Source organism: Pseudomonas sp. B21128 (assembly GCF_044218865.1).
GTDB lineage: Bacteria > Pseudomonadota > Gammaproteobacteria > Pseudomonadales > Pseudomonadaceae > Aquipseudomonas > Aquipseudomonas iridis.
Genome location: NZ_CP162590.1, coordinates 3435726 through 3450276, shown reverse-complemented (window position 1 = coordinate 3450276; position 14551 = coordinate 3435726). Strand labels below are relative to the sequence as shown.

At 58.3% G+C, this 14551-nt stretch carries 10 protein-coding genes; 7 read left to right on the top strand and 3 right to left on the bottom strand.

Annotation, left to right across the window (positions count from 1 at the left end; all coding sequences use genetic code 11):
- The first annotated feature begins 167 nt into the window (after positions 1 to 167).
- The 3 genes from AB4P91_RS15325 to AB4P91_RS15315 all read left to right on the top strand — a co-directional run bounded on the left by AB4P91_RS15325 (position 168) and on the right by AB4P91_RS15315 (position 2824).
- On the top strand, positions 168 to 1316 hold the full coding sequence (locus tag AB4P91_RS15325) for an aldose epimerase family protein (protein WP_150598051.1): 1149 nt from the start codon (positions 168 to 170) through the stop codon (positions 1314 to 1316).
- Positions 1317 to 1507: 191 nt separating this feature from the next.
- Positions 1508 to 2329: an aldo/keto reductase gene (locus AB4P91_RS15320; protein ID WP_150592396.1), complete on the top strand. Its 822-nt coding sequence runs from the start codon at positions 1508 to 1510 to the stop codon at positions 2327 to 2329.
- 24 nt (positions 2330 to 2353) lie between these two features.
- Positions 2354 to 2824 (top strand): DUF1810 domain-containing protein, encoded by a 471-nt coding sequence (locus AB4P91_RS15315; protein ID WP_150592397.1) that lies wholly within the window; start codon positions 2354 to 2356, stop codon positions 2822 to 2824.
- On the opposite strand, the gene AB4P91_RS15310 is transcribed toward AB4P91_RS15315, so the two are convergent.
- Positions 2789 to 5149: a DNA polymerase II gene (locus AB4P91_RS15310; RefSeq protein ID WP_395603125.1), complete on the bottom strand. Its 2361-nt coding sequence runs from the start codon at positions 5147 to 5149 to the stop codon at positions 2789 to 2791. The two genes, AB4P91_RS15315 and AB4P91_RS15310, sit on opposite strands and share 36 nt — an antisense overlap.
- Before the next feature lie 401 nt (positions 5150 to 5550).
- Here AB4P91_RS15310 and AB4P91_RS15305 point away from each other — a divergent pair, with 401 nt between their 5' ends.
- Both AB4P91_RS15305 and AB4P91_RS15300 read left to right on the top strand, forming a co-directional pair.
- Positions 5551 to 5898, top strand: coding sequence for a hypothetical protein (locus AB4P91_RS15305; protein WP_395603124.1), 348 nt, complete (start codon positions 5551 to 5553; stop codon positions 5896 to 5898).
- A gap of 93 nt (positions 5899 to 5991) precedes the next feature.
- Entirely contained in the window at positions 5992 to 8079 is a 2088-nt protein-coding gene (locus AB4P91_RS15300) for an RHS repeat-associated core domain-containing protein (protein WP_395603123.1), read from the top strand.
- A 75-nt stretch (positions 8080 to 8154) separates the two neighbouring features.
- Here the strand turns inward: AB4P91_RS15300 and AB4P91_RS15295 are convergent, their stop codons facing one another.
- A complete protein-coding gene (locus tag AB4P91_RS15295) occupies positions 8155 to 12885 on the bottom strand; it encodes an NEL-type E3 ubiquitin ligase domain-containing protein (protein ID WP_395603122.1) in 4731 nt (1576 codons plus the stop codon).
- 121 nt (positions 12886 to 13006) lie between these two features.
- Here AB4P91_RS15295 and AB4P91_RS15290 point away from each other — a divergent pair, with 121 nt between their 5' ends.
- Entirely contained in the window at positions 13007 to 13306 is a 300-nt protein-coding gene (locus AB4P91_RS15290; RefSeq protein ID WP_395603121.1) for a hypothetical protein, read from the top strand.
- 5 nt (positions 13307 to 13311) lie between these two features.
- Positions 13312 to 13752: a CBS domain-containing protein gene (locus tag AB4P91_RS15285; protein WP_150598055.1), complete on the top strand. Its 441-nt coding sequence runs from the start codon at positions 13312 to 13314 to the stop codon at positions 13750 to 13752.
- A 69-nt stretch (positions 13753 to 13821) separates the two neighbouring features.
- Here AB4P91_RS15285 and AB4P91_RS15280 read toward each other — a convergent pair whose 3' ends face one another.
- Complete coding sequence (locus tag AB4P91_RS15280; protein WP_150592402.1) at positions 13822 to 14445, bottom strand: glutathione S-transferase; 624 nt, start codon at positions 14443 to 14445, stop codon at positions 13822 to 13824.
- Positions 14446 to 14551 lie beyond the last annotated feature (106 nt).

The window sequence follows — 14551 nt, the reverse complement described above, 5'->3', positions numbered from 1 at the left end:
GTGCAGTGCTGGCGGTATTTCCCGACCTTCGGCGGGGCACAGCGATCAATTTAGTCCGACTTTATTTTTGCAATAAACGTTTAATCCGCTATAGATTCTCACTCGAACGATAAATAGCATGACTATTGCCCCACCCTACAAAACAACAACAAAAAGGAAGGTCAACCATGATTCAATCCCGTCACCTGCTCTCCGGCCTTGGACTGTCCCTGATGATCGCCACCCTCTCTGCCAACGCGGCCGGCCTGAGTGCCGAACACAAGGCCTTCGGCAAAACCAATGACGGCACGCCCGTCGAGCAATACATCCTGCGCAACAGCCATGGCATGCAAGCCACGGTCATCACGTACGGCGCAACCCTGCAATCGCTGCAAGTCGCGGACAAGCACGGCAAGTTTGACGATGTCGTGCTCGGCTTCGACGATGTGCAGGGCTACCAGAAAGGCACCGCGTACTTCGGCGCGACCATTGGCCGCTTCGGCAATCGTCTGGCAGAAGGTGCTTTTGAACTCGACGGCAAACGCTATCAAGTGCCGCAGAATGACAAGTCCAATGCCTTGCATGGCGGCACTCAAGGCTTCGATAAAAAGGTCTGGAAAGCCCAGGAAACCAAAGACAAGGATTCAGTCGGCGTGACCCTGACCTATCTGTCGGTGGACGGTGAAATGGGTTTCCCCGGCAACCTCACCACCGAGGTGACTTATCGCCTCACCGACAACAACGAATTGCGCATCGACTACAAGGCCAGCACCGATAAGCCGACAGTGCTGAACCTGACCAATCACAGCTACTTCAACCTCGCCGGCGCCGGTAATGGCGACATCCTCAAGCAAGTCGCGACCTTGCATGCCAGCCATTACACCCCGGTCACCGGCAAACTGATCCCCACCGGAGAGTTGGCGCCAGTGGCCGGCACACCGATGGATTTCAGCAAACCGACCGCCATCGGCACGCACATCAAGGCGGATCATCCGCAACTGAAATTTGCCGAGCCGAAACAGGGTGGCTTCGATTTCAACTGGGCGCTGGATACCCAAGGTGATGCGAGCAAACTGGCCGTCGAAGTCAGCGACCCGCAGTCCGGCCGGCACCTACAGCTGTTCACCAGCGAACCTGGCGTGCAGTTCTACACCAGCAACTTCCTCGACGGCACGGTCAAGGGCAAGGGTGGCAAGGTCTACCCGCACTGGGGCGCGTTTACCCTCGAGACCCAGCACTATCCAGACTCGCCGAACCAACCGGACTTCCCGAGCACGCGGCTGGATCCGGGGCAGGCTTACGCGCATAGCGTGGTGTTGAAGTTTTCTGCGAAGTAGAAGCTGAAGATCAACAGATCGCAGCGTGCGGCAGCTCCTACAGTTGTTTGGGTACACCGTTTGTATGGCGGTGAATCCATCTACCTGTAGAAGCTGCCGCAGGCTGCGATCTTTTGCTTTTAAAGTCCATGGAACCCCTGCGCTATCCTGCTGCCCACTAAGGTATCGACCCTTTCAGATAGGAGGTTTGAATGCGTACCCTTGAATTGGCTGGCGTGCAGGTTCCGGTGATTGGCCAAGGCACTTGGCGTATGGGTGAGGATCGTTCGGCCCACAAGCGTGAAGTTGCCGCCTTGCGCAGCGGCATCGAACTGGGCATGACCCTGATCGACAGCGCCGAAATGTACGCCGAGGGCGGCGCCGAAAGTGTAGTCGGCGAAGCCATCGCCGGCCTGCGTGATCAGGTGTTTCTGGTCAGCAAGGTCTACCCGCACAACGCCAGCCGCAAAGGCATCCCGCAAGCTTGCGAACGCAGTCTGCGTCGGCTGGATACCGATTACATCGACCTCTATCTGCTGCATTGGCGCGGCCAGTATCCGCTGGATGAAACCGTCGAGGCTTTCGAACGCCTGCGCGAAGAGGGCAAGATTGGTCGCTGGGGCGTGTCGAATTTCGACGTCGATGACCTCGAAGAACTGGCGTCTCCCGCCTGCGCGACCAATCAGGTGCTCTACAACCTTGAAGAACGTGGCGTCGAATTCGATCTGCTGCCGTGGTGCCAGCAACAGCGCCTGCCGCTGATGGCTTACTGTCCGATCGGTCAGGGCGGCGCGATGCTGGCCAACCCGGTGCTGAAACAGATCGCCGCTCGTCACGGCGTCACCCCGGCGCAGGTGTCGCTGGCGTGGATTCTGCGTCAGGATAATGTCATTGCGATCCCCAAGGCTGTGCGGCCGGAACACGTTCAACTCAATGCACAAGCCGCGCAGCTGCAACTGGAGGCCGGGGATCTGGCGGCGCTGGACCAGGCGTTTCAAGCGCCACAACGCAAGCAGCGGCTGGCCATGGTCTGAGCTAACGACTGGCCGAGGTTCCGTATGAGAAGCACTGATCACAACGACCCGTTTGACCTGCAACGATTCGTCCAGGCTCAGGATCCGGTATTGGACCGGGTCCAGCGCGAACTCGAAGCGGGTCGCAAACGCAGCCACTGGATGTGGTTTGTCTTCCCTCAGTTCGCAGGGCTTGGCGGCAGTGAAATGTCCCGACGCTTCGCCATCGGATCAGCCGCAGAAACCCAGGCCTACCTCGATCACCCATTGCTCGGCGCACGACTGCGCACTTGCACGCAGCTTGTGCTGAATACCGAGCAGCGTTCGATTGCAGAGATTTTTGGTCATCCCGATGACTTGAAATTTCACTCCTCGATGACGCTCTTCAGCCAGTTTGCCGCTGACGACAGCCTGTTCAATCAGGCCCTCGAGCGCTACTTCCACGGCATCCCGGACGAATGGACGCTGCAACTGCTGGACTCAAAAGAGGCCCAGCTGCCCCCCGATCAGGGTTGAGAAATCATCGTCGACGAAGGGCAGGATGGCGTCCGCCACCGGTTGCAGCTGCCGGGTGATGTAGTGGTCGTAATCGATGGTTGAACGCCGCACTTCCAGCGGTTCCGGACCGGCCAGGGTGATGACGTAGCTGATCCAGCCGCCATTCTGGTATTGCCGTGGACGGCCGTGTTGCGTGTTGTATTCATCGGCCAGCCGCGCGGCGCGCACATGGGGCGGCACGTTGCGTTCGTAATCGTCGAGGGTGCGACGCAGGCGCTTGCGATAGACCAGTCGATCATCGAATTCCCCGGCGAGGGTTTTGCGCACGTAATCGCGCACGTAATCCTGATACGCCTTGCGCTGGAAGATTCGCTCATACAGTTCCTGCTGGAACTGCCGGGCCAGCAGCGACCAATCGGTGCGCACGGTTTCCAGGCCTTTATAGACCATCTCATCTGTGCCATCAGCGCGCGTTACCAGACCGGCATAGCGCTTCTTGCTGCCCTCCTCGGCGCCGCGAATGGTCGGCATCAGGAAGCGCTTGTAGTGAATTTCAAACTGCAATTCGAGCGCACTTTCCAGCCCGTATTCTTCGCGCACATGTTCGCGCCACCAGTCGTTGACGTGCTTGACCAGCGTATGGCCGATCGTCGCCGCTTCCTCCTGACCATGGGCGCGACGCAGCCAGACAAAGGTCGAGTCGGTGTCGCCGTAGATCACCGCATGACCCTGTTCTTCGATCAGCTTGCGCGTGCGCAGCATGATTTCGTGTCCGCGCAGGGTGATCGACGACGCCAGCCGCGTATCGAAGAAGCGGCAACCGCTGGAGCCGAGCACGCCGTAGAAGGCGTTCATGATGATCTTCAAGGCTTGCGACAGCGGCGCGTTGTGCTCGCGTTTGGCGGTCTCGCGACCCTCGGCGACCCGCGACACAATCGACGGCAGGCAATGCCGCGTGCGCGAGAACCGTGCGCCCCGAAAACCCGGCACCGAGTCCGCATCGTCCGGGTGCTGCAAGCCTTCGATCAACCCCACCGGATCAATCAGGAACGTGCGGATGATCGACGGATAAAGGCTCTTGTAGTCGAGCACCAGCACCGATTCGTAGAGGCCCGGTTGCGAGTCCATGACAAACCCGCCGGGGCTGGCCTGCGGCGGATTGGTACCGAGGTTCGGTGCGACAAACCCTTGGCGGTGCATCAGCGGCATATACAGGTGCGTGAACGCCGCCACCGAGCCGCCGCTGCGATCCGCCGGCAGGCCGGTGACGCTGGCGCGCTCAAGCAAAAATGTCAGCAATTCAGTCTTGGCGAAGATCCGCGTGACCAGTTCACAGTCCTTGAGGTTGTACTTGGCCAGCGCCGGTTTGTCCTCGGCGAACATGCGATTGATCTCGTCCATGCGCTGGTACGGATTGTCGATGGCCTTGCCTTCACCGAGCAGGGTCTGGGCGACGTTTTCCAGGCTGAACGAGGGGAAGCTCCACGTCGCCGAACGCAGGGATTCGATGCCATCGATGATCAACCGCCCCGCCGCCGAGGCGAAGTAATGATTGCGGCTGCCGTGCTCACGCCACTGCATCTCTTCATTGCCACGGCCGAGTTTCAGCGGTACGCCGAGGCGCCGCGCGTGTTCGTGGAGGATGCGCAGATCGAACTGCACGACGTTCCAGCCGATGATCGCGTCAGGGTCGTGCAGCGCGAACCAATCGTTGAGCTTCTTCAGAATGACCGTGCGTGAATCGCAGTATTCAAGGTCGAAGTCGACGATGCTGTCATCGCCATTCGCCGTGCCGAGCATATAGACCTGACGCTCGCCGCAGCCTTCCAGCGCAATGGAATACAACTCGCCGTTTTCGGTGGTTTCAATGTCCAGCGAGACCAGCCGCAGCTTCGGCCGGTAGGTGGGGTCGGGCTTCAGTTGAGCGTTGAGCAATATGCCGTTGGCATCGGGTGTGCCACTGAACAACACGGGGGCGGTGATGAAACGCTCCATCAGGTAGCGCTCGGGCGGGCGGACATCGGCCTCGAAGACATCGACGCCGGCGCGGGTGAGCGCGGTTTCCAGGCGCATCAACTGGCCGTGTTGCTGGCAATACAGGCCCAGCACCGGGCGATGATCGAAATCCAGCAGGGCCAAGGGTCGCAGTTCGACGTTTTTTTCGTCGTGCAGCACCCGTTCGGCCGCTTCACGCTGCTCGGCAGGTACAAACGCCACCGACGGTTGATGGGGCAAACGCACACGTCTCGGCCCGGCGTCGGTCGCCAGCCAGAACTCGACTTCGGTGCCGGCGGGGGTATCGCGCCAATGCCGGGTCAGGACGAAGCCCTGCTGTAAATCCACCACTGCGACCTCAGAAATTTAAACAGAGGGGCATTCTACGCGGCATTCGACCATTGGGTGGCGCGCAAAACAGGGTCGGCAAAGGTGCGACACCTGTCAGAGTTGACAGGTTACACACCTTGCCAGAGTTGCTAGATTGGCCTTTGCCTCCATGCGATGCCTTGCGTCGAAGGAAATGAGAAATGGATCTCTCTGTTCATCGCCGAACCCCGTCAGTCAGCGTGAATGACGCCCGGGGTCTCCCTGTTCGTCAAATCGCCTATTTGCGAAACGTACCAAGGGCAGCCATCGAGTCGTTGATCACCCGGCAACGTCACGATGCCGCCGGCAGAGCGATAGAGCATTGGGATCCACGACTGTTCGCAACAGCGCCAAAAGCCAATTTGACGACCATCCATGACATGGCAGGCCGTTCGCTGCTGCTCAACAGCGTCGATTCTGGCTGGCGTTTGAGTTTGTATGGTTTGGCTGGGGAAGTTGTCCGGCGTTGGGATGCTCGCGGGAATCGGTGGAGCAACCGCTACGACAAGCGTTTGCGCTTGCTGGGGATCAAAGTGAACGACGGGCCTGACAGGGAGACCATGCGCTACGGCGCCGCCGATGCAGATGCCGAGAGGAACCTGCGCGGCCAATTGCTCCGCAAAGTCGATGCCTCAGGTTCTCTGGATTACAGCTCGTTCAGCCTCAATGCCCTGCCTTTGGAGGAAACCCGCACGCTGCGTGATGCCGGTGTCTACACCACGCGTTGACGCTACGGGGCCAACGGCGCAGCACTGAGCCAGACGGATGCAAGTGGCCATCAGCAATGCTCACGCTATGACGTCGGCGGGCAACTCCAGCAGGTGACCCTGAAGATCAGCGGCGACAATGCTGTACAAGACATCCTCAAACACGCCCGATACAACGCCGAAGGCGAGAAAATCGAACAAACTCTGGGCAACGGCGTGGTGTGCAATTGGGAATACGATGGCGCCAACGGTCGCTTGATTGGCATCAAGGCAGGTGTGCCCGGCCAGGCCTTGCGGCAAAATCTCGAATACCAATACGACAAGGTCGGCAATGTTGTCAGTCTTCTGGATCGCACAGTGAATCCAGTGTTCTTTGCCAACCAGCTTATCGACGGCCAGCGCGACTTTGGCTATGACTCGCTCTATCGGCTGATCCGCGCCACCGGACATGACGTCATGCCCCCGACAGACATGCCCGGCCGTGCATTACCGAGCGATCCTAAAAACCGCCTCAATTACACCCAGACCTACGAATACGACACCGGTGGTAACCTGATCAAACTGGTTCACGGCCGGGCAATCGCTGGCTACACCCATCACATGTTCATCGACCCGAACAGCAATCGTGGCGTGCGCTGGAAAGAGGGTGAGCCACCGCCCGACTTTTCGACGCAGTTCGACGCTCATGGCAACCTCCAAGCCTTGCAACCCGGCCAGGGTTTGCAATGGAATGTCCTGGATGAACTGGCATCGGTCACGCTGATCGAACGCGAATCCGCCCTGCCCGACACGGAAACCTATCGCTACAGCGGCGGCGCCCGAGTCTTCAAACACCACGAGACTCAAGGCTCAAACAAGACCCACTTTCATCAGGTGCGTTACCTGCCGGGGATCGAGATCCGCACTCGCGAAACGGGTGAAGAGTTGCACGTCATCACGTTGCCGAGCCTGATCGGCAACGTCCGCTGCCTGCATTGGCTCAGTGGCCGCCCAGGCGAAATCAACAACAATCAACTGCGCTATTGCCTTGAAGACAGTCAGAGCTCCACCTTGATCGAACTCGACCAGAATGCACGCCTGATCAGTCATGAACACTATTACCCGTTTGGGGGAACGGCCTCACTGGTCGCCCATTCGAGGACGGAAGTCAGCTACAAGACCATTCGTTATTCGGGCAAGGAACTGGATGACACCGGCCTCTATTATTACGGCCGACGCTATTACGCACCGTGGTTTCAGCGCTGGATCAGCGCCGATCCGGCAGGGGCGGTGGATGGGTGGAATCTGTATGCGATGGTGGGGAATAACCCGACGAGTTTTGTCGACATCAACGGACTCGGGCGCGAAAAAATCGGTAACAACGTTAACCAAGGGGACAAGGTCTACCGAAAGATAGGTACGCGTACGACGGACATCCTCAGCACGTCTGAATCGGGAGGCCAGCGTCAGTTTCGCGCAGAGGCAAGAGACACGATTCTCGTTGCTCATGCTGGAGCTGCAATTCACTCACTCTCGCCCGATGGTGAAGTGATTGCGCTAGCGACGGATTTTTTCAATATTCCCCGAGAGGGGGGAAAGGCAAAATCCGGCAGGCCCTTCAAAATCCAGCTTACCCCCGCCGACCATGGTTTGTTTGTCAGCAGCCCCTACAACGCCAAGCTCCCCAAGGAAAACCTGTTAGCCGGAGGCGTATTCCAGGTAATGACGCCTGAAAAATTTCTGGAGTATATGAGCAATCAGTACATCAAACGATTCAATGACCCAGATTACCCCGTAATGCTGCATGACGGAGACAACGCCGCCCCCATAAGCCTGGCAGGTATGGAAAAGGAGGTAGCACCTATGCACCGGATTATCAAAACGAATATCGAACGACATATCCAGGCATCGGGTAGTTTTTTGCCGCAATCGGCCGGCTTGCCGGGCGCCCACGCTGAAGTCCAGGCAGCCAATTTCATGCTGTATCTACAACATGAAAAAACAGGTTCAACCGATCCGAAACTCATCGAGGTGATGACTCAGAAATTGCAGCACAGGCAATACGCGGAATCCTTCCCCGCTTGTTACAACTGTCGCGGTACTCTGGTCGCAACTTACGACGACATCACACCGGCCTTTAACGTCCCGACAGGCCGTACAGAAACGAACTCTGCGATTTGGCGCGCCGCCACAGACAAAAAAGACGCAACAAGCCGTAGATGAATGAGTTCCTGATAAAGAGTCAGACCTTGAAAGCCCCAACCGTACGCCTGTTCGCAAGTTCAGGCATACGGCCATTCACCGAGCAACCAATGAGAGTTTCGTCAATGCTGTGAGTGTTAGCGATCTCAATAAAGCCTTGCGTTCCTCCGCCAACTCGACGAGTTCGCGCTCGTAATCAGGTTGCGCAACAGCGCCCGCCAGATGCCGGTTCAACAACGCCTCTGACTTTGCGTTGTATATCGTTGCATTTCGATCAAATGCTGCTGCGTGCCTGTCCTTCAAATACCTGCGCCAGAACTGCTGTTCGATCATTCGGTTGACCAATCCATCCCCCGCCTCAAGCGATAATACCGTCTGATAAGCCTCGTCGATCTGCGTCTCACTGACTTCAGCGATACTGCGAAACAACATTCCCCGTGACTGCCACGGCAACTCGAGCCGGCCAGCCAGACCGGTCTGAAATGCCAGATAGACTTCCACTTCATCAATACTGCCCGTGAATTCACCCTCCTCATCAAGTGCAATAAAAGCTTCACCAGCCTCCAGGCGGGTCTGGATGTTGGCGCGGGCAACGTCGTTAACCATGTCCAGGCGAGACTTGCCCTTCGCCAATTGCACCAGATTGAACTCGACCTGCTCGGGGCTGCCGGCCAGCCAGGCCTCATGGATCAGAACCTTGATCCCCATCTCATTGAAAATCTGTGCCCCGGCGTCCGCGCAAGAGTCAGGATTACTGGTCATGCGGAACAACTCTTCACGCAGTGGCGTGTTCTGTGTCGCGGCATCCAGCATTCGCCACACCCGCTCGGTCAGCGCCGGACGCGCCTCCTCGGCGATGTAGTCTGCTGATTCCGCGACTTTTTCCAGCACTTCGAAAAAACCCTGGGAATCAGGCTCGTGCTCCAACTCATCCCACACTGTTTGCTTGCGCTGACGCGGCTCGCCCGTGACGCCCTCCAGCCAATGCGCACTGGTCTGCTCGCCCTTCGGCGGGTAGCTACGAGCGGGGTCGTAGCCCGCTGAGCGCATATAGGCATGAAATTGTTCGCGGTCCTGATCGGACAGACGGTCACGACTCAAACGGGTGCGCGCTATCAATCGCGCCTGCTCCGAACCGGGTGCTACCTGGGGAACCTGTTCGATTGGATTGCCTTGCAGATCCAGATCAAACGCCCTTGAACGCGGTGCCGTGAACAGGCCTGTCGGCCATTCGGTAATCCCGGTGTCATGCAGATCGAGGGTCTGCAGGTCTACCATCGCACCGACATCCGGTGCGCGCGCCAGCATCGGATTCGCGCCCAGCCTCAATATCTGCAAGCGGGTCAGACGGCTGAGTTCAGTGACGTTTGCGGCTGTCAGCGTCAGTTGATTGTTGCCCAGATCCAGTGTTTCCAAAGCGTGCAGATGGCCTACCCGACGGGGCAATGCGGTGAGGGAGTTTTCGCTCAGGTTCAGGACCTTCAATTTGGGGAAGTAGCCGAGGAATTGGCTGATATCAATGCGCAACTGCGCATGACGAAATTGCAGCTCGCTGACGTGCGCAAACTCAATGTCAAGCGTCGGCAGGTACTCAAGAAAGTCACTGCTCCAGTGAAAATCCAGATCCAGCGTGTAGCCGCCCTCTCCTGCCGTTTCAGCGGCCTGCCAGCATTGGCTGAGCGCCTTGGCGAAACGCCGTTTGTGAAAACGCTGATCCATCGGCAGCAATTCGCCGCGCTCGATGGCCACCCAGTCATCAAGGGTTTTCTGCAGATGCTTGAACGCCAATTCGCGCTCCCGGATGAGCCGTAACGCGTCGGCAGGTGTTCCGGATGCTCGCACAAACTCATTGAAGTTAGCCGTGGTGGCCCGCGGATAGAGGCTTTTGAACCGGTCCTCCGGATTCGACTCACCGCCTGTGCCTAACAGCCGTTCAGTGATCAACGTGTAGCCTGGATTTTGGGGTTTTTCGACGGCGATTCGAAGCGGTGAGTCGTCGAGCAGATCGCGCAGCTGCGCACGGGTGATTGATGATTGCTGAAGGTTGCTGCGCAGGCGCTGACCTTCACCAATGCCAAGCCCCAGACTGTCGCGTTCGGCATCCGATAATGCCTGCAACACCGCATTATAAAAATCACCCGCGCCGTGCAAACTATTACCCTGCGCGTCGTAGGGCTGGAACTGGTTCTGCACCGTGCGCAGCAGTACTTTGCGAATGGGTGCCGAGGTCGGTCCGACGCTGTCGATCAGCAGCCCGTCGAACGATTGGTTGCGCATTTCGATCAAGACCTGCGGCGACCAGCCCGGTAACTTGCCCAGACTGTGCAGCGCCAATCGGTAGCTGTCGAGATTGGCGTTGGCCGGCAAGTACAGCCCCTCCCAGGCCCGGGTCGTGCGCCAATCGCGCATCGCTTCACGGGCAGCCTGTTTCAAGCGCAAGGACAATTGCCCCTGCTCGCCGGCCAACTGCTTTTCGGCTGGCAAGACATCCGTCAGTACATTGCTCACAAGCTCGTTCGGCAGCTGGGGAAACTCGCTGCGCAGCAACACGCTTTCGGCAGAAGGCACGGCAGTCGGCACCTCCTGCCATTTGACGTGGCTATCCACCAACGCTGTTCTTTGCGCCCTTGCCGTCTCCACGATCAAGGCGCGCAGCCTCGCAGCACGCACGTTCGCAGCGATGACGCCACGACCAAACTCTTCTTCCAGCAACACGTTGATGTCCTGCTCGCTCAGCAGCGACAGCAGCGTGGCGGACACGTCTGCGACGAGGCCGTGGTCGAGCTGCAAATTGATCGGTGTTTTACCTGCCAGTGATGACGATTGCCACAGCACGTTGCCTTGCTCATCGAGCCATCGCAGCGAGCGCTTTTCAGGCCATTGTTTGTGCCCCGTCAGCAACTGCAGTTGCATCCGCACATCGGCCTTGGCATGGATCTGCAAGTCGTCGCTGCCAAGCTGTGCCATGAACGTTTCAATGGACTGATCGGCCGTAAAACGCTTGATCGTCGCCGCCAGCATCGCGGGCGGCTGTTCACGTTCAACGTGCAGTTTGCGCAATGTCGACTCATCCACCCCGCTGACGATGCGCATCTGTTCCAGCGACTGTTCAGAAAAACCGTCGACCTGATGACCGAGACGCCGCATCAACTGACTTCCCTGCCAGGCCTGAGGCTGTTCGGCTTCATGCACCCAGGCGCCAGCACCGTTATGGCTGAGTCGGGGGGCATAGGCGTCGCTGCGCTGCGGATGCTGGATGCGGTAGTCATCCGATCCGGGCTCCGGGCGAATAACAAACGTGTCGCCCTCCAGCAGTAACACCTGCTGATCGGCCTGACGATAAATGCCCATGGCGTCAGGCCGGGCCGATTCACTCAAGTTCAGCGACTGTGAATAGCGCCGCAGATCCGAATCCCATAACCGCGAGCGACCATCCGCCATATCGACAATTTTCATACGGCCGATCAAGGGCGACGCCTTGGGCGAGACCACCGCCCCCACCAGTTGACCACCCACCAGGAACGCACCCAACTGAATCAGGCTTTCCACCACGCCGAGCACATGTTCGAACGCCTCAGTACGCAGCCCTTGAGCCCACTCGACAATCCCTTCGAACGTCTCATCCAACAGTTGGTAGGCGGTATACGCAAGCATCAATTCACCCAGACCAGGCACAAACGGCGCGGCGACAAATGCCCCCACCTCCAGCACGGTCAGCGCGACGTTGAGGAAGCTGTCCCAGCGAGCCCAGCGTGATTTGGCGTCCTCATCGCCAGTGGGGACTGCCCGCGTTCGGGCGTCGGCGAACAAGGCGTTCAACTTCTGCTGAAACTGATGAAACCAGAACTCACCTTTGATTCGCGCATAGCCGATCTGCAGATCAGGTTTCAGAACGGGCACAGGGCGCCAGGCTGGCAGTTGCTGAAAAGGAACCGGGGCATGCCATTGCAGTTTTGATAGCCGATTGTTGAGCTGAAAAAGCAACTGACCTCGGTGCTGATGCGGCACGAACCGGCTGAAGAATCGCTGGTACTCAGGTGAGCGCAGCTGTCGTGTCAGCTCGACGACGAACTGGGTCGAAGACGCATACTGCTTCAGCGGATGCTCGGGATCATGGGGGACATAGGCAATGACCGGAACCGTCGTTGAACTGCGCTCAAGATCGGCGCAGACCAGCACAATCCCTGGCAACTCGACGCCCATCATCGTCAATGCATGACAGTGGACTGCCCGCCCGTTCCAGATCAACCGTCGTTCTCCCGCAGCCCACCTCTCGACCAGGCGATGAGCGTCGTGATCAATATCGCCTTTGATCAACGCCAGCCCATTGCACAGGCGCAGGGTGCTCTTCTCGTTAGCCTCGACCTTTATTTTCAGTACGGCGCTGGCAACGGTATTGGCCGGATCGAAAAAGTCTTCGAGATATCTCTGATAAGCAGCACCTGCGTCCAGCTCCCGGCACAACGCAGTGAACGCCGCGACGGACATTCTGGCCTTGATCGGCACGACGTCGAATGCTCCGGAGGCCGAAGGTCGGGTGATAAAGTCGCTCGCCTGGTCGTAATAGTCTGGTCGAGTCTCTTTCAATTCGAAGTTGTGCAGACAGCACTCGAGCAGCGTCAGGGTGCGCACTTCAAAGCCCCCCGTCATCCCGGTCGAACGGTAAAGCCTTAGACACGTCGAGCTGACGTCTACGGTGATGTCATGGCGGTCTTTCAGCGCGGCGGTCAGTAACCCATGGGCAAACGCTTCGACTTCGGTCAGCCGCGCGAAGACCTTGTCCACTGCCTGCCGGGCAGTCCAACTCGCTGCAAGGGCGTTTTTCATCTCATCGCGTTGCGCTGACGAGGCAGAGTGAAACCAAGGCAGGTCTGGCACTGTGGCCTGCTTCAACGCGTCCCTGTGCAGTGCGGTGCTGCTCAATAGCCAGTCTGGAACATTCCCGGCAATGAAGCTGAACGTGGCATTGCCAGCCAGAGCATCCGGCAGCGATGGCACGATATTTTTGTTGCTCAAATTCAAGCTAGGCATCGAAATTTTCATCCATGAAATTCAGATGCCCGAGTCTATCGAAGACGCAGAAACGCCATCGCGCCCTTCTGTATCAAGACGTGCACAGGCAAAGAAGCGGCCATGTGTGGAAAAAAACGGCCAAATGACGTTTTTTGCGTGCTATGTGCCGCTTTGCCACCTTGCCCTGCGCGCCAGCGTCTACGATGCTTGGATAACAACGACAACACCTGAGTAACCGCCATGAAGACCGTCGCCCAACTGCTCAAGCTCAAAGATCAGAAAAACCAGGAAGTGCACCAGATCCAGCCAGATCACATGGTGCTTGAAGCGCTGATGAAGATGGCCGAGAAAAACGTCGGTGCCTTGCTGGTGGTGGAAGACGACAACGTGGTCGGCATCATCAGCGAGCGCGATTACGCGCGCAAACTGGTGCTGCATGGCCGCTCATCGGTGGGCACGCCGGTTCGCGACATCATGGTGGCGAACGTGATTACCGTTGATACCCACCAGACCGTCGACACCTGCCTGAGCATCATGTCGGACAAGCGCCTGCGCCACTTGCCCGTGGTGGAGAACGGCAAGTTGATTGGCTTGCTGTCGATTGGTGACCTGGTCAAGGAAGCGATTGCCGAACAAGCCGAGCTGATCAAGCAACTGGAGCAGTACATTCGCGGGGAGTGATCTTCCGAAGCACCACGATCCCCTGTAGGAGTGAGCCTGCTCACTCCTACCATTGGATTGACGGTGTGTTCACACGGGCCAATGCCGCGCAAACACTGGCGCCAGCACCGGATGTCGATCAATCCGCTGCAACCACGCATAAAATCCCGGCCGGGTCTGACGCAGATGCTCGCGGCTGCCCGCCCAGCGCGTCACCACCGCCGCCAGCACGTCCAGCGCACCCGGTGTTTCGTCGTCCAGGTACAGCTCGGCGGAGAACTGGTCGGCAAACACTTCCCAACTCCAGTGCAATCGCTGGCGAGCGCCGGCGATCAGGTTCTGTTGCGACGCTTCGTCCGGCATCACCAGCCAGCGCTCGGGGTAGTCGACGACGCCGATCGCCGCGTAGCAGTTGCTGACGATGTAGACCAGACCGCGAATGGCCTGATCGCGCTCGTCCGCCTTGGCCGGCAGCAAACCCGATTTGGGGAATGTCAGGCCCAGATGAATCAGAATCGCCGCGCTCTCGGTGAGCACGCTGCCATCGGGCAATTGCAGGGTCGGGATCTGCTTCAGGGGATTGAGCTTCGCCAGATCCTCGGCGGCTTCGGTACTGGCTTCGATATCAATGAAGCGATAAGCGATCTGGCACAACTCCAGCGCCGCTTCGATGGCGGCTGCGCCTGAGTTGCGATGTCCGTAGAGCTGATACATATCCCCTCCTCAATCCCCGACAGGCCTCTGATGTAGCACTATTTATAGCTGTTGTATCCGATTTGGCCCGATTTTCCGATGCACTCGTACCTGCGAATCAAACCTC